The 22,843-nt window shown below is 73.1% G+C and carries 21 protein-coding genes; 13 read left to right on the top strand and 8 right to left on the bottom strand.

From position 1 onward, the window contains the following. Window positions 1-85: 85 nt before the first annotated feature. Window positions 86-808, bottom strand: coding sequence for an SDR family NAD(P)-dependent oxidoreductase (locus BM085_RS00970; RefSeq protein WP_093885148.1), 723 nt, complete (start codon window positions 806-808; stop codon window positions 86-88). Window positions 809-980: 172 nt separating this feature from the next. Here BM085_RS00970 and BM085_RS00965 point away from each other — a divergent pair, with 172 nt between their 5' ends. Beyond that, window positions 981-1,253: a WXG100 family type VII secretion target gene (locus tag BM085_RS00965; RefSeq protein ID WP_012888044.1), complete on the top strand. Its 273-nt coding sequence runs from the start codon at window positions 981-983 to the stop codon at window positions 1,251-1,253. A 76-nt stretch (window positions 1,254-1,329) separates the two neighbouring features. On the opposite strand, the gene BM085_RS00960 is transcribed toward BM085_RS00965, so the two are convergent. Together BM085_RS00960 and BM085_RS00955 are read right to left on the bottom strand one after the other, a co-directional pair. Beyond that, window positions 1,330-5,916, bottom strand: a complete 4,587-nt coding sequence (locus tag BM085_RS00960) for an FtsK/SpoIIIE domain-containing protein (protein WP_093885147.1) — start codon at window positions 5,914-5,916, stop codon at window positions 1,330-1,332. Between the two features lie 224 nt (window positions 5,917-6,140). Next, window positions 6,141-6,407 (bottom strand): hypothetical protein, encoded by a 267-nt coding sequence (locus BM085_RS00955; protein ID WP_093885146.1) that lies wholly within the window; start codon window positions 6,405-6,407, stop codon window positions 6,141-6,143. Window positions 6,408-6,742: 335 nt separating this feature from the next. Here BM085_RS00955 and BM085_RS00950 point away from each other — a divergent pair, with 335 nt between their 5' ends. The 12 genes from BM085_RS00950 to BM085_RS00895 all read left to right on the top strand — a co-directional run bounded on the left by BM085_RS00950 (window position 6,743) and on the right by BM085_RS00895 (window position 17,884). Then, window positions 6,743-7,444, top strand: a complete 702-nt coding sequence (locus BM085_RS00950; protein ID WP_031170872.1) for a hypothetical protein — start codon at window positions 6,743-6,745, stop codon at window positions 7,442-7,444. Window position 7,445: 1 nt separating this feature from the next. Continuing rightward, the gene (locus tag BM085_RS00945) at window positions 7,446-8,201 is read left to right on the top strand and encodes a CpaE/TadZ family protein (RefSeq protein ID WP_031170874.1); all 756 of its coding nucleotides are present in this window, start codon (window positions 7,446-7,448) and stop codon (window positions 8,199-8,201) included. Continuing rightward, window positions 8,198-9,499 carry a TadA family conjugal transfer-associated ATPase gene (locus tag BM085_RS00940; RefSeq protein WP_093885145.1) on the top strand — a complete coding sequence of 434 codons (1,302 nt, stop codon included), beginning with the start codon at window positions 8,198-8,200 and terminating at the stop codon, window positions 9,497-9,499. Before BM085_RS00945 ends, BM085_RS00940 begins: the two co-directional genes overlap by 4 nt. 46 nt (window positions 9,500-9,545) lie before the next feature. Further along, complete coding sequence (locus BM085_RS00935) at window positions 9,546-10,433, top strand: type II secretion system F family protein (RefSeq protein WP_093885144.1); 888 nt, start codon at window positions 9,546-9,548, stop codon at window positions 10,431-10,433. After that, window positions 10,426-11,361 (top strand): type II secretion system F family protein, encoded by a 936-nt coding sequence (locus BM085_RS00930; protein WP_086578917.1) that lies wholly within the window; start codon window positions 10,426-10,428, stop codon window positions 11,359-11,361. Before BM085_RS00935 ends, BM085_RS00930 begins: the two co-directional genes overlap by 8 nt. A gap of 2 nt (window positions 11,362-11,363) precedes the next feature. Beyond that, a complete protein-coding gene (locus tag BM085_RS00925) occupies window positions 11,364-11,627 on the top strand; it encodes a Flp family type IVb pilin (protein WP_031170881.1) in 264 nt (87 codons plus the stop codon). Continuing rightward, the gene (locus tag BM085_RS00920; protein WP_093885358.1) at window positions 11,611-12,027 is read left to right on the top strand and encodes a TadE/TadG family type IV pilus assembly protein; all 417 of its coding nucleotides are present in this window, start codon (window positions 11,611-11,613) and stop codon (window positions 12,025-12,027) included. The genes BM085_RS00925 and BM085_RS00920 overlap by 17 nt, the downstream gene beginning before the upstream one ends. Next, entirely contained in the window at window positions 12,018-12,569 is a 552-nt protein-coding gene (locus tag BM085_RS00915; RefSeq protein ID WP_093885143.1) for a TadE/TadG family type IV pilus assembly protein, read from the top strand. Before BM085_RS00920 ends, BM085_RS00915 begins: the two co-directional genes overlap by 10 nt. A 68-nt stretch (window positions 12,570-12,637) precedes the next feature. After that, window positions 12,638-13,039, top strand: coding sequence for a pilus assembly protein TadG-related protein (locus tag BM085_RS00910; protein WP_245789047.1), 402 nt, complete (start codon window positions 12,638-12,640; stop codon window positions 13,037-13,039). 125 nt (window positions 13,040-13,164) lie between these two features. Next, a complete protein-coding gene (locus tag BM085_RS46690; protein ID WP_093885141.1) occupies window positions 13,165-16,074 on the top strand; it encodes an AfsR/SARP family transcriptional regulator in 2,910 nt (969 codons plus the stop codon). 266 nt (window positions 16,075-16,340) lie between these two features. Further along, a complete protein-coding gene (locus tag BM085_RS00900) occupies window positions 16,341-16,964 on the top strand; it encodes a hypothetical protein (RefSeq protein WP_143120753.1) in 624 nt (207 codons plus the stop codon). Beyond that, the gene (locus BM085_RS00895; protein ID WP_245789045.1) at window positions 16,961-17,884 is read left to right on the top strand and encodes a hypothetical protein; all 924 of its coding nucleotides are present in this window, start codon (window positions 16,961-16,963) and stop codon (window positions 17,882-17,884) included. The genes BM085_RS00900 and BM085_RS00895 overlap by 4 nt, the downstream gene beginning before the upstream one ends. A 41-nt stretch (window positions 17,885-17,925) precedes the next feature. Here BM085_RS00895 and BM085_RS00890 read toward each other — a convergent pair whose 3' ends face one another. The 5 genes from BM085_RS00890 to BM085_RS00870 all read right to left on the bottom strand — a co-directional run bounded on the left by BM085_RS00890 (window position 17,926) and on the right by BM085_RS00870 (window position 22,739). After that, the gene (locus tag BM085_RS00890) at window positions 17,926-18,441 is read right to left on the bottom strand and encodes a methylated-DNA--[protein]-cysteine S-methyltransferase (RefSeq protein ID WP_093885138.1); all 516 of its coding nucleotides are present in this window, start codon (window positions 18,439-18,441) and stop codon (window positions 17,926-17,928) included. Next, a complete protein-coding gene (locus BM085_RS00885; RefSeq protein WP_093885137.1) occupies window positions 18,438-19,841 on the bottom strand; it encodes an AlkA N-terminal domain-containing protein in 1,404 nt (467 codons plus the stop codon). The genes BM085_RS00890 and BM085_RS00885 overlap by 4 nt, the downstream gene beginning before the upstream one ends. A 68-nt stretch (window positions 19,842-19,909) precedes the next feature. Further along, on the bottom strand, window positions 19,910-20,851 hold the full coding sequence (locus tag BM085_RS00880) for an NYN domain-containing protein (RefSeq protein ID WP_012888061.1): 942 nt from the start codon (window positions 20,849-20,851) through the stop codon (window positions 19,910-19,912). Window positions 20,852-20,952: 101 nt separating this feature from the next. Further along, window positions 20,953-21,150, bottom strand: coding sequence for an acyl-CoA carboxylase subunit epsilon (locus tag BM085_RS00875; protein ID WP_081937825.1), 198 nt, complete (start codon window positions 21,148-21,150; stop codon window positions 20,953-20,955). After that, window positions 21,147-22,739: an acyl-CoA carboxylase subunit beta gene (locus BM085_RS00870; protein WP_093885136.1), complete on the bottom strand. Its 1,593-nt coding sequence runs from the start codon at window positions 22,737-22,739 to the stop codon at window positions 21,147-21,149. Before BM085_RS00870 ends, BM085_RS00875 begins: the two co-directional genes overlap by 4 nt. Between the last annotated feature and the right edge of the window lie 104 nt (window positions 22,740-22,843).

The following is a 22,843-nucleotide window of genomic DNA, read 5'->3' as shown; positions in this document are numbered from 1 at the left end:
TTCCCTTCCGTACATATGCGAACAAGGGGCTGGCGGGCCTCCAAGGGAGTGTAAGCGCCTCCTGATCGAAAGGGCCCGGCGGGTCCTACCTGCCGAGGTACGCGCCGCCGTTCACATGGACGACCTGACCGGTGATGTGCCGGGCCTCGGGGGAGGCCAGGAATCTCACCGTGGCCGCGACGTCGTCGGGCGCGCCGGGGCGCCCGTTCCTGGTGCTCTCCACGCGGCGCCGCACCCCCTCCTCGGTGAGGCGGCCGCGGAAGAACTCGGTGTCCACGACCAGTCCGGGGGAGACCACGTTGGCGGTGACGCCGCGCGGGCCGAGCTCGGCGGCCAGGTCGGCGGTCCACGCCTCCACCGCGGCCTTGGCGGCGCCGTACGAGCCGGAGCCGGTGCCCCGGGCCGCGATCGAGCCGATCGTGACGATCCGGCCGCCGTCGGCCAGCCGGGGGGTCAGCGCGCTCGTGACCAGCACGGCCGACATCAGGTTGGCGTTGAGGTTGGCCCACCAGCTCTCGGCCACGTCCATCAGGTCGTCGCCGTCCGGTGCGCGGTCCAGGTTGGTGTTGCCGCCCGCGTTGTTGACGAGCACGTCCACCCGGTCCGGCAGCCGTTCCAGGGCCTCGCCCACCGCGACCGGGTTGGCCGCGTTGAACGCCACATGGGACACGCCCAGCCTGCCGGCGGTCTCCTTGAGCACCTGCTCCCGCCGCCCGGTGATGGTCACCCGGTCCCCGTGCGCGGCGAACGCCGCCGCGACGGCGGCCCCGATCCCGGTGCCTCCGCCCGTCACCACAATCTCACGCATCGCCCTTAACTCCTTAACCGGCGAAAAATCAAGATGGAAAGGAACGTTAGCTCGTCCGAGTGCCCGGGAAGGTCCATAGCCGCTCGGCATAATGCCGGTATCACTATGATCCACTCGCCTATCGTGATTTCGTTTGGTGAGCCCCCCGACACCGATCCCGAAGGAGACTGGCATGAGCCAGAACTTGCTCGGCGGCAATCCCGCGGAAATGCAGCAGATGGCCACCCAGTTCACCCAGCAGGCGGACCAGGTGAGGGCCACGATGGCCGCCCTCGACCGGGAGGCCGGAAAGGTCGGCACCGCCTGGACCGGCCCCGGCGCACAGCGTTTCACCGAGGCCTGGCAGAACTACCGCGCGGCCTTCCAGCGTATGTCCGAAGAACTCGCGGAGGCTTCCCGGGTCATCAACACCTATCGCGGCAACATCGAGTCCGCCACGCGTTAGCCGGACCACCGGAACGCCCCCGCCCGCCACGGGCCGGGGCGTTTCTCCATATGGGGACCCGTCACATGGAGACCCGTCATGTGACGGCGGCCTGGATGGGGGTCACCGACCCCAGGGTGACCAGCAGTCCCCGGCCGGGCGGGCCGCCGACCGCGCCGCGGGGCAGCCGGATCGTGAAGAGGTCGCCGTCGGCGGGGCTCTGGACCGACAGCAGCAGTCCCGTGCGGGACTTGCGGGCCTCGGCGACGAAGCCGCGGTAGGCGGTCGTCAGGTCGCCGGTGGTACCGCCGGCGATCAGGCCGTGCTCGCCGTCGCGGCCGGTCCGCAGGACCTGTTCCAGGGCGGCGCCGAGGGGGCTGTCGGCGGAGATCAGCTCCGCGTCGTCGACGATCACCACGTAGCGCTCCTGCCCCGCCACGGCCTCGGTCGGATCGCCGTCCGCACCGAGCACGGCCAGCACCCCCGGAGCGTCCACCAGCGTGCTGAGCGGGCTGCGCCGGGGGGTGACCAGGACCACCGGAGTGCCCCGCGCCAGCAGGGAGCGGGCGGCGGTCAGCAGGGCCGAGGAGCGGCCGGACCTGGACGGGCCCGCGATGAGCGCGCCGGGCCCGTGGGCCAGCAGGTCGACGCCGAGCGGGGCCAGCGAGTCGCCTCCGGCGCCGAGCAGCGCCCACAGGGGCGAGGGGGGATCGAAGGACGGCGCCAGATCCAGGACCTGTGCCGCGGTGATCCGCATGGGCAGCGCGTCCACCCGCAGGGGCGGCTCGCAGTCCCAATGCCATCCGCCGGGCTCCGTCCGCGCCGCGCTCCCGGCGAAGCGGGCGGGCACCGCGCGGGCCAGCGCCTGCAACGCGCCGACCTGGGCCGGCCCGGAGGGGTCGTCGCAGAGCAGGGCGATCTGGCTCTCCGCGATGCCGTTCTCGCCGGTGGCCAGGGCGCGGCCGGGGGCGAGCGTGGCCGGCAGGTCCTTGACGGGCAGCCCGGCCAGGCCGTAGTCGGCCGAGTCGGCCAGCCGCAGGATCAGCCGGTCGTCGAAGACCGTGGAGATCTGCCCGATCAGCGCCGACCGGTCGCCGGTCACCACGGCGCGCAGCCCGACCGCCGGACCCTCCCGGAGCAGTTGCATCACCGATTCGATCAGCCGTCCGTAGTCGTAGCCCTCGAACGCGGCGACGAACCCCTCCCAGCGGTCGAGCATCAGCACCAGCCAGGGCAGCCGCTCCGTTCCGGCGACGGCGCGCAGCTCGGCCAGCGACGCGTATCCGGCCTCGGCGAGAAGCTGCTGGCGCCGCCCGACCTCCGCGCGCAGCCGGGTGAGCAGCCGCTCCACCCGGTCGAGCTGGTCGCGGGTCACCACCGCCCCGCAGTGCGGCAGCGCCATCAGCGGCAGCAGCGCCCCCGAGCCGCAGTCGATCGCGTGCACGTGCACGTCCTGCGGGGAGGCCCCCGCCGCGATCGCCCCCGCCAGGGTGCGCAGCGCGGTGGAGCGCCCGCTCCGCGAGGCGCCCGCCAGCAGCAGGTGCCCCCCGTGCGCGAGGTCCAGGGCCAGCGCCCGCCGGTCCTGCGCCCACGGCAGGTCCGTCACCCCGAACACCAGCGGCGGCACCTCCTCGATCCCGGCCCGGTACGGCGGCGCGCCGCCGGAGGGGTCGGAGAGCCCGGGGGCGACCACGAGGTCGCCGAGCGGTGCGAGCCAGGGGCTGGGCTGCCGCGGCACGCCCGCGATGCGGGCGGCGTCGACCAGGGCGTCGGCGAGTATGGACAGGTCGGTGACCGGTGAGCCCTCGACGGCCGCCTCGGGCGCGGACAGCGGCTGCCCCAGGGCCTGCCAGCCGACCTCCGTCACCCGCGCCCGCACCTCGGTGGATCCGCCGGGGCTCCGGCCGCCGATCCTGGCCGTCTGCACGGCCGCCGCCGCGCCCGCGCCCGACTTGACGTAGCAGCGGCCGGGGGCGGACTTGGGGATGTGCGCGGCGTCCGCCCGGTCGATGACGTCGGCGGACTCGGAGGCCTCCGTCACCCGTAGCGCGATCCGAAGCGAGGTGTTGGCCTGGATGTCGGCGGTGACCACGCCGCCGGGCCGCTGGGTGGCCAGGATGAGGTGGATGCCGAGCGAGCGGCCCCGCCTGGCGATGTCGACCAGCCCGGTCATGAAGTCGGGCAGCTCGCTGACCATGGCCGCGAACTCGTCGATGACCAGCACGAGCCGGGGCAGCGCGGCCGGCGGGCCGGTGCGCCCGCGCAGCGGCCTGGCCGGCGTCCTGCCTCCGGCGACGAGCAGGTCGCGGGAGGCGCGGGCCGCCTGCGCGTCGCGGAGCTCGTGGTAGTCCTCGATGTCCTTCGCCCCGGCGGCCAGCAGCAGCCGTTCCCGGCGGCGGATCTCGGCGGCCAGGGACGCCAGGGCCCGCTGGGTCAGGTGGCCGTCCAGGTCGCTGACCATGCCGACCGTGTGCGGGAGCCGTACGCACTCCTTGAAGGCGGCCCCGCCCTTGTAGTCGATCAGCACGAACGTCATCTCGTCGGGCCGGTTGGCCACCGCGAGCGAGCAGATCAGGGTCTGCAGCAGCTCGGACTTGCCCGCGCCCGTGGTGCCCGCGATGAGCGCGTGCGGCCCGTCCACGCGCAGGTCGACGGAGAACGGCCCGTCGGGGCCGACCCCGATCACGGCCTCGGTGGTCCGGCCCCACCGGCCGGCCAGGGCCGTGCCCGACACCGAGGGCAGCGCCAGCAGGTCCAGCAGCCGCGCGGAGCCGGGCAGCGCCAGGCTCGCGTCGTCGCGGCTGACGTCGCGGATCGGGGCCAGGGAACGGCCGAGCCGGTCGCACCAGGAGGCCGAGACCTGGTCGGCCAGGATGTCGCCGAGGTCGTCCAGGCCGCCGCCGCGCAGCCGTACCAGGCCGTCCGCGGTCACGGCGGCGACGGTGGCGCACTCCTCGGGCAGCAGCCGCTGGTCGTCGTCGATGGCCAGGGTGTAGACACCCGCCCGGGGGCCCTGGCGGAGCACCTGCGGCATGCCGGGCAGCGCGCGCAGGACCTGGGCGCCGTCCAGGACGACCAGCACGTCGTAGGGGCGCTCGTCGTAGACCGGGGCGGCCTCCGGCGTCCCCGGGCCGCCGCCGAGGTCGCCCCAGCCGGACGGGACGCGGCCGAGCTTGATCGACGGGCTCTCCTCCTCGCCGAGACGCTCGTCGATCAGCGTGGTCAGCTCGCTCACGCGGCGGGCCGCGGCCTCCGGGTCGGCGCCGACCAGTGCCACGCAGTCCTCGCCGCCGTGCGGGGCGCAGTGCGGCAGCCAGCGCACCCAGTTCCACCGCTCGCCCCCGTCACCGTGCGCGGAGAGCACCACGATCGCCAGGTCGCGCGGGCTGTGCAGGGCGGCGGCCTGGCCGACCAGCCAGCGGGCCAGTCCGGCCGCGGGCCGCCGCGGCCCGGTCAGGCCGGCGACGCCCAGCCGGCGCATGACCAGCGCCACCGGCACCGCGTGACAGGTGGGAGGGGCGGGCAGCGGGGAGTCGAGCGGGGCGGAGCGTTCGGCGGCGAACTCCAGGCCGGCGGGGAGGTCGGCGAGGCCGACCCGGAGGCGGAGCGCGTCGGGGTCGTGGTCGCGGCGCTCCCAGAGCCGCCGCCGGGGGCCGGTCGCGGTGAGCAGCACCTCCGCGGGGTCGGGCGCGGCGGCCCGGCGCTCGGCCTCGTCGGCGGCGCGGGCCTCCTCCACGGCGGCCTCGAAGGCCTTCATCCGCTCCTTGTACTGCTTGACCCGCTGGCGGTACTGCTTGCGGCCGTGCCGCCGGTCGCTCCACCACTGGCCGATCATGATCAGCGGGGTCAACAGCGCGAACAGCAGGAAATACCACATCTTGAACGCCAAGGCCATGGCCAGTCCCAGCCCGGCGGGCAGGAAGGCGGTCAGCAGTTGCAGCCGCATGGTCTCGGCGCGTTTCGGCTCCGTCGGGACCTCGAACCGCCGCTCGCCGGTCCGGGGACGGAGCCGGGGCGGACGGTTGTAGGCGAGGCCCCCGTCGGGCTGGGCGTCCAGGTGGGCGTCGGGGGGCTCCACCGCCTTGAGGGTCAGCACGGTCGAGCCGCAGGTCAGCAGGGCGTGCTCGGGCCACGGCGTCGCGCCGTCGAGGGGCTCGTGGTCCAGCAGCGGAACGGCTCCCGCCCCGGGTTCCACGGTGATGGCGTCGGGGGTGAGCCTGACCACGGCGGCCTCGGCGGCCAGCCCCGGGTCGGAGACGGCCACCGTGCAGGCGGGGGCGGATCCGACGATGTGGACGCCCAGGCCGAGGCGGTGCACGGACCCGGCGGCGGGCCCGCCGATCACCCGGATCTCCACGATGCCGCCGGGCTCCTCGGCCACCGTCGCGCCGGCCAGGTCGCGGTCGAGGGTGACGAGGTCGCCGTCGCGGAGCAGGCCGAGCGCGGGGGCGGCGGGGTCGAGGGGCCGGCCGTCCCGCCAGAGCGTCGGGGGTTCGGCGCCGGGGGAGTCGTGGTCCAGCCCGTAGGGCGCCTTGCTGCGGGTCAGCCGGACCACGTTGGTCGGACGCTCGCCGCCCTGCCCGGCCAGCGACTCGGCGAGCCGCGCCACCGTGGTCGTCTCGTCGCCCTCGACCACGACATCGCGGTCGGCGTGCTCGCTGAGCACGGTGAGCATGATCCGCATCGCCGCTCTCCTCGGGTCGGCCCCCGGTCCAAGGTACAGAGTGGCGACGGCCCGGGAGGAGCTGTTTGCGGCAATGCCGTGGGGCACGGCCCGGTATGTGGAAAACATGCTGGCCTGTGGACAACTGTCGGGCGGTGTTGGCCGGTTATGCCGTTCTTAATGGGCTTTTGTGGATTTGGCGGCGGGGAGAGGCTGGGGATTCCCCGTACGGAGCTGTGGAAAACTCACCCGGAACCTGCGGGATCCCGCCGGGCCCGGGTCCTGGCGTGGAGCTCGCCGGTCTTCTCCTCCAGCAGCCCGGCGTACGCGCTGACCTCGGAGGCGACCTCGGCCAGCCCGGTCGCCGCGCGGTGCAGGCCTTCGACGACCCTTCCCGTCGCCGGGGCGCCCGCGATGCGTTCGGCCCCGCGACGGCGCAGCCGCCCGATCGCCGCCCGCAGGAGCCGGATACGACCCGAGCCCGGTGTGCCACGCCTGAACCAGTTGGCCATGGCGTAAGGATGGCACATTTTGAACGGGTTCAGGGTGACGGGAAGCGCACGGTCGTCCGGCCGCGGAGTGAAGGGAGCGGGCTTTCGCCGGAATGCCGGTGTAAATACTGGGGTGGTTGTTGCGAGGGTTAATCCAGATCCTTATCACCTGGATAAGTCATCTGTCATCTAACCAAACCGCCAGTTTCTTCCGGATCGGCGTTGACAGACCCGTTCCTATCAAACGAGCATGGGTCCTGGCTTTTGTCCGGCAGTTCATCGGCATGGTGCGCATAATGGCGTAAATTCAACCGGTAGTCCCCCTATTTGCGATCACTCTGGGAGTCCCCCTGCCCATGAGGACCAGTGAGAAGCCAACGAACCGTCCCGGGGTGAACGCCGAGCGGCAGAGCCCGGCGGGCGCCCTTTCGGGGCCGGCGTCGCGCAAACTCCCCGTTCCCCCGCGCGAGCGCAGACCCGCGCTCGCGGCCCTCGCCCTGCTGCTCATCCTGGGCGGCGCGCTCGCCACCACCCTGCTGGTCCTGCGCAGCGGCGACCGGGTCACCGCGATCCAGATCGTCCAGCAGGTCGGCACCGGCCAGCGCATCCCCCAGACCGCGATGCGGGAGGTCCAGATCGCCGACACCGGCATCGACTACGTGGCCTACGCCGACAGGGTCCGCGTCTCCGAGAACTACGCCCGCGTCACCCTGCTGCCCGGCACCCTGCTGACCGGGAAGATGGTCGTCTCGTCGAGCGCGGAGCTGGGCCCGGGCAAGGCGCAGGTGGGCCTGGCCCTCAAACCCGGCCAGCTCCCCTCGACCCTGCTGCAGGGCGACCGGGTCCAGGTCATCCACGTGTCGGGGCGGGGCGAGGGAACGGGCACCCAGAGCCGCGTGCTCGCGCAGGCCGCGCTCGTCCACAGCGTCGGGACCTCCGGCAGGAACGGCGTGTCCGGCCAGGTGACGATCATCGTGGACGCCACGGTCTCCCCGACGATCGCCGCCTACGCCTCCAACGGCGAGATCGCCCTGGCCGAGCTGCCGGGAGCGCGCTGACGTGGCCCTCATCGTGCTGGCCGCGGACAAGGGAGCGCCGGGCGTGACCACGGCGGCCACCGCCCTCGGCGCGGTCTGGCCGCGCCCGGTGCTGCTCGCCGAGTGCGACCCCGCCGGCGGGGATCTCGCCTACCGCCTCCCCGCCGCCGACGGCGGCGTGCTCAACCCCGGCCGGGGCCTGCTCACCCTGGGCGCGATGGCCCGCCGCGGCCTGCAGCCCGACCAGATCCACGAGCACACCCAGAAGATCGTCGGCGGCCTGGACGTCCTGGCCGGGCTGACCCACGGCGAGCAGGCCGCCGGGCTGACCTGGCTCTGGGGCCCGCTCGGCCGGGCGCTGGCCGCGATGCCCCACGCCGACGTGCTGGCCGACTGCGGGCGCCTCGGCGGCCACCCCGAGACGGCCGAGCTGACGGCCGAGGCCGCGATGGTGGTGCTGTTCACCAGGGCGAGCCTGGACCACGTCGCCCACCTGCGCGAACGCCTCCAGGTGATGCCCCGTGACCCGCAGCTCGGAGTGGTGGTGATCGCCGACCCCCGGCAGTACCGCACGACGATCGACGAGGTCCGCCGGATCGTCACCGCCACCGGCAGGGAGGTCGCCTTCGTCAGCGGGCTCGCCCACGACCCCAAGGGCGCGGAGCTGCTGCGCGGCCAGTGGGGCGGCCGCCTGGACCGCTCCCTGCTGATCCGCACCGCCCGGGAGCTCGCCGGGCGCCTGGCCTCCCAGGTCCGTGCCCCGGAGCCCGCCGCATGACCATCGACCACACGCTGGTGAAGCGTTTCCGGCAGGAGGTCGGCGACCGGCTGGCCCACCAGCGCCGCCTGGACCAGGCCAGCGGCCTGGTGCCGATGACCGGCGAGGACGAGCGCCAGTTCGCCCGCGCGCTGATCGCGCAGGTCCTGGAGGAGTTCGCGCGCGGCGAGATCGGCGTCGGCAGGACCCCGCCCACGGCCGAGGAGGAGGAGGCGCTCGCCGCCGGGATCCACGCCGCGCTGTTCGGCGTCGGCCGCCTGCAGCCGCTGCTGGACGACCCCGAGGTCGAGAACATCGACATCAACGGCTGCGACCGGGTCTTCGTCGGCTACGCCGACGGCCAGGAGATCATGCGTGAGCCGGTGGCCGAGTCGGACGACGAGCTGGTCGAGCTGATCCAGATCCTCGCCGCCTACAGCGGCCTGTCCAGCAGGCCGTTCGACACCGCCAACCCCCAGCTCGACCTGCGCCTGCCGGACGGCTCCCGGCTCTCGGCGGTCATGGACGTGACGGTCCGCCCGTCGATCTCCATCCGCCGCTCCCGGCTGGGCAAGGTCTTCCTGAGCGACCTCGTGGGAAACGGCACGCTCACCCCGGAAGTGGGCCGCTTCCTCTCGGCCGCCGTGGCGGCCAGGAAGAACATCATGATCTCCGGCTCCACCAACGCCGGGAAGACGACCCTGCTGCGCGCGCTGGCCAACGAGATCCCGCCGGCCGAACGGCTGATCACCGTGGAACGCGCGCTGGAGCTCGGCCTCGACCAGTTCTCCGAGCTCCACCCCAACGTGGTGGCCTTCGAGCAGCGGCTGCCCAACTCCGAGGGCCAGGGTGAGATCACCATGGCGGAGCTGGTCCGCCGCTCGCTGCGGATGAACCCGTCCCGGGTGATCGTCGGCGAGGTGCTCGGCGACGAGATCGTCACGATGCTCAACGCGATGACCCAGGGCAACGACGGCTCGCTGTCCACCATCCACGCCAACTCCTCGATGGAGGTCTTCAACCGCATCGCCACCTACGCGCTCCAGGCCGCCGAACGCCTGCCGATCGAGGCGACCCACATGCTCATCGCGGGCGCGATCGACTTCGTGGTCTTCATCGAGAAGCGCAACGACTACGCCTCCGGCGGGAGGCTGCGCCGCTTCGTGTCGAGCGTGCGCGAGGTGGCCGGGGTGGACGGCAGGGTGCTCTCCTCGGAGGTGTTCGCCCTGTCCGCCGACGGGCGGGTGCTGCCGCACGCCCCCCTGTCCTGCCTGGAGGAGCTCGCCCACCACGGCTACGACCCGGGAGGCTGGGCATGATCGCCGTCCCGGCGGGGCAGCCCGCCCGCCATCCGGGAGGCCGGCCGTGATCCCGCTGCCGCCCGGTCTGCTCGACCCGCTGGCGCTGCTGGCCGGGGCGGCGGTCGGCGCGGGGCTGTTCCTGCTCGGCCTCGCCCTGTACGGCACGCGCCCGCGGCCCTCCAGGCCGGGGAAGAAGGCCGGCAGGCGCGAGCTCCTCAAGGCCCTGTCCACCCGCTCCGCCGTGGGCGCCATCGCCGGCGTGCTCGTGCTCGTGGTGACCGGCTGGCCGGTCATGGCCGTGGGAGCGGTGCTCCTCGCCCTGGGCTGGCGGGGACTGTCCGGCGGCGCGGCCGAGGAGCGCACCGCGATGCGGAGGCTGGAGGGACTGGCCGCCTGGACCGAGTCGCTCCGCGACACCATCGCCGGAGCCGCCGGCCTGGAGCAGGCCATCCCCTCCTCGATCCGGGCCGCGGCCCCCATGCTCCGCCCGCACCTGCGCGCCCTGGTGGACCGCCTGCACACCCGGATGCCGCTGCCCGACGCGCTCCGGCTGTTCGCCGACGAGCTCGACGACCCCTCGGCCGACCTGGTCGTGGCCGCGCTGATCCTCAACTCCAAGCTGCGCGGCCCCGGCCTGCGCGATGTGCTCGGCGCGCTCGCCGTCTCGGCCCGGGAGGAGCTCGACATGCGCCGCCGGGTCGAGGCCGAGCGCCGCTCCACCCGGCGCAGCGTGCAGATCGTGGTCGGTACGGCCGTCGCCTTCGCCGTCGCGCTGGTGGTGTTCAACCCCTCCTACGTCGAGGAGTACGACAACACCCTCGGCCAGGCCGTGCTCGTGGTGGTCGCCGGGTTCTTCGGCGCCGGTTTCGCCTGGATGCGCCGCCTGGCCCACTTCGACAAGCCCGCCCGTCTGCTCGGCCTGCCCTCGGGAGGAGAGGTGCGCGATGACTGAACCGCTGCTCGTGGGATCGGTGCTCGGACTGGGCCTCTTCCTGCTCATCCGGGCGCTGTTCCCCGCCCGGCCGGGGCTGGTGACGCGGTTGCTGGCGCTGGACGCCGCCCGGGAGGGCACGACCGTCCCGCGCATGCAGCTCGTCCTGCCGGACGAGGAGGTCAGCGCCTTCCGGCGCGGCCTGGGCGTACGGCTGGCGCGCTTCTACGCGGCCCGGGGATGGGAGGCCCGCTCGGCCAAGGCGGACCTGGCCCTGCTCGGCAAGTCGTTCGAGGGGTTCCTGGCCACCAAGATGCTGCTGGCGGTGTCCGGGCTGCTGGCGTTCCCGCTGCTGCTCGGCTGGCTGGCGGTGATGGGGTGGGGCGTCTCGCCCACCATCCCGCTGTGGGCTGCCCTCGCCGCCGCCGGAGTCTTCTTCATCCTGCCCGACCTGCAGATCAAACGGGACGCGGCCCGGATGCGCCGTGACTTCCGGCACGTCGTCGGGGCCTTCCTGGACCTGGTCGCGATGAACCTGGCGGGCGGGCGCGGCGTGCCCGAGGCGCTGATGATGGCGGTCTCGGTGGGCAGTCCGGGCGCCGACGACGAGGGGGCCAACTGGGCGATGAACCGGATCCGCGAGGCGCTCGGCAACGCCAGGATCGTCGGCATCACCCCCTGGCAGGCCCTCGGGCAGCTCGGCGACGAGATCAACGTCGACGAGCTGCGCGACCTGTCCGCCGCGCTCGGGCTGGTCGCCGACGACGGCGCCAAGGTCCGCGCGTCCCTGACCGCCCGCGCCGCGACCCTGCGGCGCCGTGAGCTCGCCGAGGTGGAGGGGCAGGCGGGTGAGCGGTCCCAGTCGATGCTCGTCGCCCAGCTCCTGCTCTGCGCGGGCTTCGTGATCTTCCTGAGTTTTCCGGCCGCTATGAAGATGTTGGGGTCCTGACCATGCTGAACCATCCGTGGATCGTCTATACGACCGCCTTCCTGAGCGTGCGGATCGACAGGGCACGCAACGCCCCGACCCGGGGGGCCTCGGCCGTCGAGTGGGTCATCATCACGGCCATCATCGCCGGGGTCGCCCTGGGGCTCGCCACGCTCATCCAGACCCTGGTCACGCAGAAGCAGGACGACATCTCCACCCAGTTCGGCAACAGCGGCGGCGACGGCGGGGGTGGCGGGGGTGGGGGCGGCGGTGGCGGGGAGCCGTGACCGGGAGCGGGGCGCCGCCGTCATCGAACTCGCGATGATCATGCCGGTGGTGCTGGCCGTCATGCTGCTCGTCGTGCAGTTCGCCCTGTGGTTCCACGGCCGCCAGGTGGCCGACGCCGCCGCCCGGGAAGGGGCCCGCCTCGCCCGGGTCGACACCGACTCCTGGGAGAGCGACGCCAAGGAGCGGGCCGACGAGGTGCTCAAGGCCGTCGGCCCGAAGCTTCTCGACGGCGCCACCGTCACGGCCTGGGAGGAGGGCGACCAGCGAGGCGTCGAGATCACCGCCACGGCGGTCCAGGTCGTCCCGCTGCTGCCGTCCACGACGTTCACCATCACCTCGCGCTTCGGCGGACCTGTCGAGTGCTTCCGACCCGACGACGGGAGTGAAGGATGCCCGTGATCTTCCCGGCCCCGCCCCGCCCCGGACGAGGACGCGGGTGCGCGCGGTGCGGCGGCGGCCCCGGACCCGGACCCGGACAGGGACGTGGCGGTGGCGAACCCGTACCCGGACATGGCGGCGGCGGCGCACCCGGACACGGGCGCGGCGGCGGCAGGCGCGGCGGCGAGCGTGGGTCGCTGACGGCCGAGACGGTACTGCTGGCCCCGGTCTTCCTGCTGTTCATGCTCTTCCTGGTCGGCGCGGGACGGGTGGTGGAGGCCCAGGGCGAGGTCAACGGCGCGGCCAGGGACGCGGCCAGGGCGGCCTCGGTCGAGCGCACCCTGTCCGACGCCGAGGACGCCGCCGACAGGGCGGCGAAGGAGTCGCTGTCGGGTGAGTGCGAGCCCGAGGTGAGCCTGGCCGGCACGGACTGGAAGGAGGGCGCGCTGGTCAGGGTCGAGGTGACCTGCTCGCTGGACCTGGACTTCCTCGGCTTCGGCGCCGCCAAGGAGATGAAGGGCGACTCGGTGGTCCCGCTGGAGCAGTTCCGGAGGGTCGAATGAGCCCTTCCGGCGGTGGGGAGGCGACCTCGCGGGTTTCCCGTGGCTCCGCGGACGGGGAGCGGGGGTCGATGTCGGTCTTCACGGTGATCTTCTCGGTGGCGGTCTTCCTGCTGGCCGGGCTCCTGGTCGACGGCGGGGCCGCCATCAACTCCCGGCTGCGGGCCGCCGACATCGCCGAGCAGGCGGCTCGGGCGGCCGCCGACCAGATCGACGTCGAACACCTCCGCGCCACCGGCCAGGCCCGCCTGCTGGAGGAGGGCACGATCTGCGCCAAGGCCGAGGAGGTCGTCTCCGCCCACGCCACCGACGACGTCCAGCTCGCCGAGTGCACGGCCGGTGGCGGACAGGCCCAGGTCACCGTGCGGGTCTCGGTGTCGTGGGAGGCGTTCTTCCTGGCCGCCTTCGGCTTCCCCGGCTCCGAGACGGAGGCCGAGGCCACCGCCGGTCCCGACACGGGGGAGGACGTCTGATGGCCCGGTACGGCCGGGGCGGCCCCGGCGGCCGGGAAGGGCCGCGCCGAATGCCCTAGACCAATTGCCGCGAACCACTGGCTGAGCGGGTGACGGACGACGAATCTGAACGGGGAGGGAGACGCATGCCCACGCGACAGCCCATGCGCATCAGGCCCAGGCGCACCGCGGGTGACCTGTTCGCCGGACTCGGCGCGCTGGTCGTGCTGGCCGCGCTCCTGGGCGGGGTCCCCTACGCCCTGCTCCGGCTGGCCGGGCCGCCGCTCCCGCCCGAGCTGCTCGACATCGATCTGCTGTCCAGCCCGGTCGGCACGGGCACGATCGTGGCGATCCTCGTGCTGCTGGTCTGGCTGGCGTGGCTGCAGCTGACCGTCTGCGTGATCGTCGAGATCTACGCCGGGCTGCGGCGGGTCGGCATGCCGGCCAGGGTCCCGCTCTCCGGGGGCACCCAGGTCCTGGCCAACCGGCTGGTCTCGGCGGTGCTGGTGCTGTTCACCATGTCGGCGGTGGTCGTGCCGATCGCGAAGGCGGGGGGCGCGCCGGCCGCGGGCCCCGCCGTCGCCTCCGTGGCGCTGTCCGCGCCGGTCGCCGAGGAGCGGGCGCCGCTGGTGCCGGTGGAGAAGGCCAAGAAGGTCTACGTGGTGCAGCCGCCGCACGGGCGCCACCACGAGAGCCTGTGGGAGATCGCGGAGAAGTGCCTCGGCGACGGGCGGCGCTATCCGGAGATCTACCGGCTCAACCAGCACAAGGAGCAGCCCGACGGCAGCCGTCTCCACATGGCCGACCTGATCAGGCCCGGCTGGGTGCTGGACATGCCGGCCGACGCCAGGAACATCCACCTCGTCCCGGCCGCCCAGCCCCGCGACGCCACCCTCAAGGAGCACCCCGGCAAGCCGGCGGAGCTCGACGGCCGCACCCGGACCTTCACCCCGGGCCGCGCGGATCTCCCGACGGAGTCCCGGCCGGAGGTCTCCCGGCCCTCGGACACCTCCGTCGTCCCCGGCGACGGCAGGACCGACCCCGCCGAGACGCGCCGGACTCCCTCGGACACCTCCCGGCGGTCCCCGAAGGAGACCGCCACCGGGCGGGAGTCCCACGCGGCCGACGACTCCGGACGCACCGGGCGGCAGACCTCGGAGGGCGGCACCGGGCGCGACCCGTCCGTGGCCGCCGACCCCGGCGGCCGGGCCGGGCAGGCCGGGCAGGAGTCCGGGCTGGAGATGCTCGACTACCTGGCGGTGGCCTCGCTGGCGGCGGCCGGACTGCTGGCGGCGCTCGGCCGCCGGCGCCGGCGGCAGCTGTGGTACCGGGCGTTCGGGCACCGGATCGCCCGGCCGAGGGGCGACGCGGCCCAGGCCGAGCTCGCGCTCCGGCTGGGCGCCGACGCGCCGGGCAGCCGGATGCTGGACATCGGGCTGCGGCTCCTGGGCAGGTCCCTCGCGGTCCAGAACCGGGTCCCGCCCACGATCTACGCCGCGCACCTGTCCCCGCACACCCTCGACCTGTGGATCCACCCGCCCGACCTCGACGCCCCCGCGCCCTGGGCCGCCCACGACGGCGGCCAGGTGTGGCGGCTGCCGGCCCACGAGGGCCGGATGCTCGACGAGCAGGCGCTCGCCGGGGCGCCCGCGCCGTACCCGGGCCTGGTCTCGCTGGGGTCCAACGGCGAGGGCCGGGTCCTGGTCGACCTTGAGGCGGCCCATGGGCTGATCAGCCTCAGGGGCACCCAGAGCACCGCCGCCCTCGCCGCGCTCGCGGTGGAGCTGGCCACCAACCGCTGGTCGGACCGGATGCTCATCACGCTCGTCGGTTTCGGGGAGGAGCTCGCCGTGATCGCCCCCGACCGCGTCCGCTGCGTGGGCGGCCTCGCCGAGCTCCTGCCCGAGCTGGAGGCCACGGCCGAGGAGCGCGACCCCGGCGGCGAGGTGCTCACCGGCCGGATCCACGGCCGCGCGGCCGACCCGATCTGGCCGCCGCACTACGTGCTGTCCGCGGTGGTCCCGAGCGCCGAGGAGGGCCGCCGTCTGGCGGTGCTCGCCAGGAAGGGCGTCCGGACGGCCGCCGGATACGTCGTCGCGGGTGACGTCCCGCACGCCACCTGGAACTGGGAGATCACCGAGGACGGCCGGGCCACGGTGGACGCGCTCGGGTTCGAGGTGGCCGCGCAGCTCCTGCCCCGCCGCCACTACCGGGCTCTGATCGACCTGTTCCGCACGGCCGGGCGGCTCGACGGGGAGCCGCTGCCCGACGAGCGGGAGCCGGTCCCGCAGACGCCCTCGATCGAGGTGCGGGTCCTCGGCCCGGTCGAGATCACCGGCCCGCCGCCGATGGAGGAGGGCCGGGCCGTGCTCGCCGTCGAGCTCGTCGTCTACCTGGCGACCCACCCGGGGGGCGTCCACCCGGTCGTGCTCGGCGGGATCCTCTGGCCGAGGGGCGTGCAGTCGGTGGTCCGGGACGCCACGATCGCCCGGGTCGTCGACTGGCTGGGCGTCGACAGCGCCGGGCGGCCCAACCTCTACGCCGACGAGTCGGGGCGGCTCCGTCTCGGGCCCGAGGTGAGGACCGACTGGATGCTCTTCCGCGAGTTCGTCCGCCGCTCGCACGCCGACCCCGCCGTGCGCGCCGTGCTCCTGGAGAGGGCTCTGAACCTGGTGCGCGGTCCGCTGCTGAACGGGCGTCCGCGCGGCCGATACTCCTGGCTGGCCGCCGACGACCTGGAGTACGACGTGACCGCCGGTGTCGCGGACGCCGCCCACCGGCTCTGCGAGATACGGCTGGCGAACGGCGAGGCCGCCCAGGCCGTCATGGCGGCGCGGGCCGGGCTGCTGCTGGCCGCCGACGACGAGGGACTCTGGCGGGACCTGCTGCGGGCCACCCATCTGACCGGCGACCCGGGCCGCCTGCGGGCTGTGGCCGAGGCCCTGAACCGGCGGGCCGGCTCCCACCCCGACGGCGGCGGGATGGCGCCGGAGACGGAGGCGCTCATCGACGAGCTGCTGCCCTCGTGGCGGATGCGTTCGGCGCCGTCGGCATGACCGGGTCAGTGGGCCCGGAGCCCGGGGCGGACGCCGTAGCGGGTCGGAGGGCGAGTGGTGCGTCCGAGGCGACGGCGGGCCGGAGACCGAGCGGCGTGCCTGGGGAGACGGCGGACCGGAGGCCGAGCGGCGTGCCTGGGGAGACGGCGGACCGGCGGTCGAGCGGTGTGTCCGAGGCGACGGTGGACCGGAGGCCCGGTGGGGCGCGCGCGGCCACGCCGATCCACACGTATCGGTGGTCGCGGGGCGCTCCCAGCGTGATCGGCGTGCGTGCGGTGATCGCGCTGGCCCTGCTCGTGCCGGTGGGCTGTTCCTCGCCGGCACCCCGGCCGTTCACCCCCGACGACCTCCCGGCCGGCGACCCGAGCTCCGCACAGCAGGCCGTCCCCACTCCGAAGGTGGAGACGGTCGAGGTCGCGCCCGGCGTCCGGGTGGTGGTCGAGTGGCCCGCCGTGGCCGACCGGGACACCACCGGGATGATCAACGCCCTCCGCGACTACCGCGCCGGATCGTTCACGTCGGTCGTCACCGGCGGTCAGGACACCGCCTATCTGGAGACGGTCCAGGACGACGCGAGCTCGGACGCCTACCGGTGGGTCAAGGAGTTCCTGGACCAGCGCCGGTCGGTGCGCGGCACCTCCCGGCTGTACGCGCTGAACGTCGTCTCGGTCACCGGGCGCGGGGCGGAGCTCCACGGATGCATCGACGAGACGGGGATGCGGCTGCTGGACGCGGAGACCGGGAAGGCGGTCCGCAGGCAGCCCGGCTGGACCAGAAAGCCCTTCCTCCAGGTCGCCGGGCTCCGGCGGGGCGACGACGGGGTCTGGCGGATCAAGCTGCTCCAACACGCCGAACTTCCCAGTGAGGCCGCGAAGGGATGTCTTCGATGATCATGAAGGTGGTTGTTGCGGGGCTGATGCTGCTCGCCTCGGCGGATCCGGGCGGTGGCGGCGGGGGCGTCGAAGTCCGGACCAGCCAGGGAAAGAACTACCGTGCGGTCGAGCTGAAGAACTCCCGGATCGTCCTCAGCGGGAACGGCCGCGGGGGGAAGAGCGACGGCTATCGCCTCAAGCGTCCCTGCTGGTACGAGCCGGCCCAGAACGCCGAGGAAATGATGGACTTCCAGCGGTGGGTGACACGCGTCGACCGGTATGAACCGAAGACCCGCTCGGAGACCCTCAAGAAGTTCCAGGAGAAACTCGGTGAGAAGGGGCGCTGGTGGACGATCGCCCACGACTCATCCGACCCCAACGGGCTGAGCTGCCAGCTGGCGATGGACAGCTATGTGTTCGTGCCGCCCAACACGACCCCGCCCGGCGGGATCACCCTCCAGGAACTCGTCGACATCGCCCGTGCCGCGCTCACCGTGCCCGAGCCGAAGATCAAGCTCAGCCCCGACGCCAGGAGCTACGTCAACCTGCCGACCTGGGTCTGGCTGGACGGCGCCGGCGAGACCACCCGGTCGGTGACCGCGACGCTGCCCGGGGTCATGAGCGCGACCGTGACCGCCGTCCTGAAGAACATAAAGATCGACTCGGGAACGGACAAGGACCGCGCCGAGGTCAAGGAGGAATGCGGTCCGACGGGCAGGCCGTACGCCAAGGGCGGGGAGTTCACCTGCGGCGTCACCTACCTGCGTGCCTCGGCGGACCAGCCGCGCGACGTCTACACCCTGACCGTCACCTCCGTCTGGGAGGTCGGGGTGCAGGCCGACGTGGTGCCCTTCGCCTACGACCCGATCCAGGTCGGCGCCACCCGCGACGTCGAGGTGGGCGAGGTGCAGAGCACCGTCAGGAAGGGGACGCCGTGAGCGTCGCCGCCCGGACGGGCCGGCGCCGGGCCCGCCGGTGACTACAGCACGCTGGTCTGGGCGAGGGCCTTCTCGTGGGTGAGCAGCCACTGCTTGACCGGCGTGCCGTAGTAGTAGCCGCCGAAGCCGCCGGCGGACGGCAGGATGCGGTGGCACGGGACGAACGGCGCGATCAGGTTCTGTGCGCACGCCGCGCCCGCCGCCCTGGCGGCCGTCCTGGGCAGCCCCGCACGCTCGGCCAGCTCGGCGTAGCCGATCGTGGTCCCCGCCGGGACCTCCCGCAGGGCCGTCAGGAGCCGCTGCCGGGTGGGCGTGCCCGGCTGGGTCAGCGCGACGCCGTCGAGGGCCGTCAGCTCCCCGTCCAGATAGTCCCGTACGGCCTGCGCCGGGTGGCCCAGATCCTCCACCCGGCGCAGGCCGTACGCCTGGAGGCGGGGCGGGAGCCGCAGGAACATCTGGTGCGGGTCGGCGGTGAAACCCGCGGCGACGACGAGCCCCTCGTGCGAGAGCAGCGCCAGCGGGCCGGTGGGCGTGGGGAGGACCTGTGCCTCGATCACTGTGAACTCCATAGGTGCAGCGCGGCGTAGGCCCGCCAGGGCCGCCACCGCTCGATGTGGTCGTCGGGGATGCCCAGGCACGCCATGGCCCGCCGCAGCACGAGGTCTCCCGCGGGCCACGCGTCCGGGTCGCGCAGCGCCCGCAGCGCGATGTAGCTGGCCGTCCACGGCCCGATGCCCGGCACCTCCAGCAGCCGGGCCACGGCCTCTCCGGGCTCCTGCGCACCGTCCAGGTCGATCTCGCCGTCCGCGGCCTTCGCGGCGAGCGCCTTCAGCGTGACCACCCGCCGCCCGGTCAGCCCGAGACCGTCGAGGTCGGCCTCCAGGAGCTCCCCGGGGGTGGGGAACAGGTGGGTGAACCCCTCCGCCTCGACGGGGCGGCCGGCGCGGTCCACGATGCGGCCGAGGATGGTGCGGGCGCCGGCGACGGAGATCTGCTGGCCGACCACGGCGCGGACGGCCACCTCGAAGCCGTCCCACGCGCCGGGGACCCGCAGTCCGGGGCGGGCGGCGACGAGGGGGGCCAGGGAGGTCTCCCCGAGGGCGTGTGCGATGGCCCCGGGGTCGGCGTCGAGGTCGAGGAGGCGGCGGCAACGGGCGACGACGCGGGCCAGGTGGCGGGTGTCGTCGAGGCTCACCTCCAGCCGGACGTCGCCGGGTCCCGGGGTGAGGGTGACCGTGCCGCCCGGGACGGCCCGGCTGTAGCCCGTCTCGTCGACGCGCTCCAGCCCGGGGATCGCCCGCCCCCGCAGGAACCGCAGCAGCGTCTGAGCCTCGTACGGCTCGCGCCGGTGCAGCCGGAGCGTCAGCGACTTGTCGGTGACGGCCCGGCCCGCGGTGGCCCGCAGCTCGCCGGGGGTGAAGCCGTAGGTCTCCTTCATGGTCGCGTTGAACTGCCGCACGCTCCCGAACCCCGAGGCGAACGCCACGTCGGTGATCGACAGTCCGGTCTCGGTCAGCAGTTGTTTGGCCAGCAGCAGCCGCTTGGTCCTGGCCACGGCGAGCGGTCCGACGCCGATCTCGGCGGTGAACAACCGGTGCAGGTGCCGCTCGGTGATGTGCAGCCGCCCGGCCAGTCTCGCCACCCCGCCGTCGTCGGCCACGCCCTCGTCGATCAGCCGGAGCGCCCGGCCGATCAGCTCGCCGCGGTGGTCCCAGCCGGGGTCTCCGGGGCTGAGCTCAGGCCGGCACCGCTTGCAGGGACGGAAACCGGCCGCCTCGGCGGAGGCCGCGTGCCGGTAGAAGCGCACGTTGCGGGAGGCGGGCGTGCGCGCCGGGCAGATGGGACGGCAGTAGATGTGCGTGGAGGTGACCGCTGTGTAGAACCGCCCGTCGAACCGGGCGTCCCGGGCGCTCACCGCTCGGTAACAGGAATCGAAGTCAAGCTCTTTCACGGACACAGCAACGACGTTATCCGCAGCGCAGAACATGCGGCTGGCGGGAATCGGACGCGAGCGTCAGGCGGCCGTCACTTGGAGGAGACGCCGACTCCGATCTCGAACTCCCGGTAGACGCGGGCCCAGAAGCCGTCGCGGAGCCAGACGCGGGCCTCGGGGTAGGGGCGCAGGGAGTGGCCGAGCTCCTTCTCCGCCTCGATCAGCAGCTCGGTGTCGATGACGGTGGGGAGGATCGGGCCGGGGAGCAGGTCGCGGATGTTGTCGCGGCCGCGGGTGAGTATCCATTTCTGGGCCACGTGCTCGCCGACCTCCTCGACCCGTGGGCGGCTGGGGCCGAGTTTGGTGATCTGGCCGACGGGGGCCTTGGGTTTGATCGCGGCCGGGGTGCGGGCGGCGAAGACCTGGGCGGGGGAGGGCGCGGCCGGGGCGGCCGGGACGGGGACGGGGGCGCGGCTGAAGTAGGAGCGGAGGAAGTCGGCGCTGATGATCTCGACGGTGTCGGACTCCCAGACGAGGCGCTCGGCCTGGTTGGTGCCGTAGGGCGGCTCGACGCCCCACAGGTGGATCCGCACGCCGTAGGCCTGGGCGGCCTCGACTGCCGGGACCATGTCCTCGTCCCCGGCGAGCAGGATCGTGTCGCTCACCGCGTGGTGCCTGGCCAGCGCCTCCAGGTCGCTCCTGATCTGCGCGTCCACGCCCTTCTGCTGGCCCCGGGCGTTGAGGTTGCCCAGGCGCACCTTCACCCAGGGGAGCTGGGCGATGACGCGCTGGTCCACGGTCGGCACGCGGTCACGGGCGGCGTCGTACCAGTAGATCCGCAGCAGCTCGCCGTGAATGCGGGTTTCCGCGTGTTTCTGCAGCGCCTGGATCAGCTCGTCAGCCGAGACGCGGTATTCCTTGCGTTCTTTGGCACCAAGAAGCACTTCCCCCGCTGCCGCGTACAGATACCCCACGTCCACCAAGACTGCGTACTTCGCGGCAACGGGATGGGAGGTGAGGTCCAGGATGGTCATGTCGTCCTCCAGGCCTCGGAACTAGCTGATCGGCTGACTATATGCGCCCATTTCTTAGATAGTCCCAACTCTCGCGCAACTTGACACCCTGTTCTTCGGATCTATCTCGGCAGGGCGCTCGATCTCCATGCACCTTGTCCAACCGGGAGAGGTTTTCGCATGCGATGTGCGGGGTTACGCCAGATTTCTGGTTTCCGTACGGCTTTCGCTGCCGGAACGGCCCGCGATGCGAGCGCGATCACCAGAGCGGCGATCTCCTCCTGGGTCGCGTCGCCGTGAACGATCTTCAGGTGCGTCATAGCGGGATGTTCCCATGCTTCTTCGGGGGCAGGGTCGCGCGCTTGTTGCGCAGGGCGCGCAGCGCCCTGACGATCCGCACGCGGGTCTCGGAGGGGCGGATCACCGCGTCCACATAACCGCGTTCGGCGGCGAGGTAGGGGTTGGCGAGAGTGTCCTCGTACTCGGTGACGAGCTGGGCCCGCCGGGCGTCGGGATCGTCGGCCGAGGCGAGCTCGCGCCGGTAGAGGACGTTGACCGCGCCCTGCGCGCCCATCACCGCGATCTGCGCGGTCGGCCAGGCCAGGTTGACGTCCGCGCCCAGGTGCTTGGAGCCCATGACGTCGTAGGCGCCGCCGTACGCCTTGCGGGTGATCACCGTGACCAGTGGCACGGTCGCCTCCGCGTAGGCGTAGAGCAGCTTGGCGCCGCGACGGATGATCCCGTTCCATTCCTGGTCGGTGCCCGGCAGGAATCCCGGCACATCCACAAATGTCAGGACCGGAATGTTAAACGCATCGCATGTTCGGACGAATCTCGCCGCTTTCTCCGAGGCCGCGATGTCCAGGGTGCCCGCGAAACTCATCGGCTGGTTGGCCACGATCCCCACCGAGCGTCCTTCGACCCTGCCGAAGCCCACGACGATGTTGGGCGCGAATTGCGCGTGCACCTCAAGGAATTCGCCGTCGTCGAGAACATGCTCGATGACCGTGTGCATGTCGTACGGCTGGTTCGCCGAATCCGGGATCAGCGTGTCGAGCTCGCGGTCCTCGCCGGTGGTCTCCAGGACCGGGTCGACGTCGAGGGCCGGAGCCTCGTCCAGGTTGTTGGACGGCAGGTAGGACAGCAGCGCCCTGGCGAACTCCAGGCAGTCGGCCTCGTCGGCGGCCTCGTAGTGCGCGACGCCCGACCTGGAGTTGTGCGTGTGCGCGCCGCCGAGCTCCTCGAACGTCACCTCCTCGCCGGTGACCGTCTTGATGACGTCGGGGCCGGTGATGAACATGTGCGACTTCTCCGACACCATCAGTACGAAGTCGGTGAGCGCGGGGGAGTAGACCGCGCCGCCCGCGCACGGACCCATGATCAGTGAGATCTGCGGGATCACCCCGGAGGCGTGCACGTTCCTCTTGAAGATCTCGGCGTACAGGCCCAGGGAGACGACGCCCTCCTGGATGCGCGCCCCGCCGGAGTCGTTGATGCCGATCACCGGGCAGCCGGTCTTCAGCGCGTGGTCCATGACCTTGACGATCTTCTCGCCGAAGACCTCGCCCAGCGATCCGCCGAACACCGTGAAGTCCTGGGCGAACACCGCCACCGGCCGGTCGTCCACCGTGCCGTAGCCGGTCACCACGCCGTCGCCGTAGGGGCGCTCGTGCTCCAGGCCGAAACTCGTGGACCGGTGCCTGGCCAGCTCGTCGAACTCCACGAAGCTGCCGTCGTCCAGCAGCTCCAGGACCCGCTCCCGGGCGGTCATCTTGCCCCTGGAGTGCTGCTTCTCCACCGCGCGCGCGGAGCCGGCGTGGGCCGCCTCGTCCAGGCGGCGCTCCAGGTCGGCGAGCTTGCCCGCCGTGGTGTGAATGTCGATCCCGTCGGCTACCGGCTCAGCGCTCATCGGCCCTTCCACTCCTGTCCGCTCCACGCGGTCTCCGCGTGGTCCCGGCACGGTCCCGGCGGGTTCGGCGCGTCGTCGCGGCGCCTCACCCCGCTGGATGTGCC

Source organism: Streptosporangium canum (assembly GCF_900113865.1).
In the GTDB taxonomy this organism is placed as follows: domain Bacteria; phylum Actinomycetota; class Actinomycetes; order Streptosporangiales; family Streptosporangiaceae; genus Streptosporangium; species Streptosporangium canum.
The sequence above is the reverse complement of the archived record's forward strand: the minus strand, read 5'-3'. Positions and strand labels throughout refer to the sequence as shown.

Excerpts from the sequence above, each read along its gene's own strand:
- BM085_RS00970 (WP_093885148.1), bottom strand. The coding sequence starts at position 808 with ATGCGTGAGATTGTGGTGACGGGCGGAGGCACCGGGATCGGGGCCGCC.
- BM085_RS00965 (WP_012888044.1), top strand. The coding sequence starts at position 981 with ATGAGCCAGAACTTGCTCGGCGGCAATCCCGCGGAAATGCAGCAGATG.
- BM085_RS00960 (WP_093885147.1), bottom strand. The coding sequence starts at position 5,916 with ATGCGGATCATGCTCACCGTGCTCAGCGAGCACGCCGACCGCGATGTC.
- BM085_RS00955 (WP_093885146.1), bottom strand. The coding sequence starts at position 6,407 with ATGGCCAACTGGTTCAGGCGTGGCACACCGGGCTCGGGTCGTATCCGG.
- BM085_RS00950 (WP_031170872.1), top strand. The coding sequence starts at position 6,743 with ATGAGGACCAGTGAGAAGCCAACGAACCGTCCCGGGGTGAACGCCGAG.
- BM085_RS00940 (WP_093885145.1), top strand. The coding sequence starts at position 8,198 with ATGACCATCGACCACACGCTGGTGAAGCGTTTCCGGCAGGAGGTCGGC.
- BM085_RS00930 (WP_086578917.1), top strand. The coding sequence starts at position 10,426 with ATGACTGAACCGCTGCTCGTGGGATCGGTGCTCGGACTGGGCCTCTTC.
- BM085_RS00925 (WP_031170881.1), top strand. The coding sequence starts at position 11,364 with ATGCTGAACCATCCGTGGATCGTCTATACGACCGCCTTCCTGAGCGTG.
- BM085_RS00915 (WP_093885143.1), top strand. The coding sequence starts at position 12,018 with ATGCCCGTGATCTTCCCGGCCCCGCCCCGCCCCGGACGAGGACGCGGG.
- BM085_RS00910 (WP_245789047.1), top strand. The coding sequence starts at position 12,638 with ATGTCGGTCTTCACGGTGATCTTCTCGGTGGCGGTCTTCCTGCTGGCC.
- BM085_RS46690 (WP_093885141.1), top strand. The coding sequence starts at position 13,165 with ATGCCCACGCGACAGCCCATGCGCATCAGGCCCAGGCGCACCGCGGGT.
- BM085_RS00895 (WP_245789045.1), top strand. The coding sequence starts at position 16,961 with ATGATCATGAAGGTGGTTGTTGCGGGGCTGATGCTGCTCGCCTCGGCG.
- BM085_RS00880 (WP_012888061.1), bottom strand. The coding sequence starts at position 20,851 with ATGACCATCCTGGACCTCACCTCCCATCCCGTTGCCGCGAAGTACGCA.
- BM085_RS00875 (WP_081937825.1), bottom strand. The coding sequence starts at position 21,150 with ATGACGCACCTGAAGATCGTTCACGGCGACGCGACCCAGGAGGAGATC.
- BM085_RS00870 (WP_093885136.1), bottom strand. The coding sequence starts at position 22,739 with ATGAGCGCTGAGCCGGTAGCCGACGGGATCGACATTCACACCACGGCG.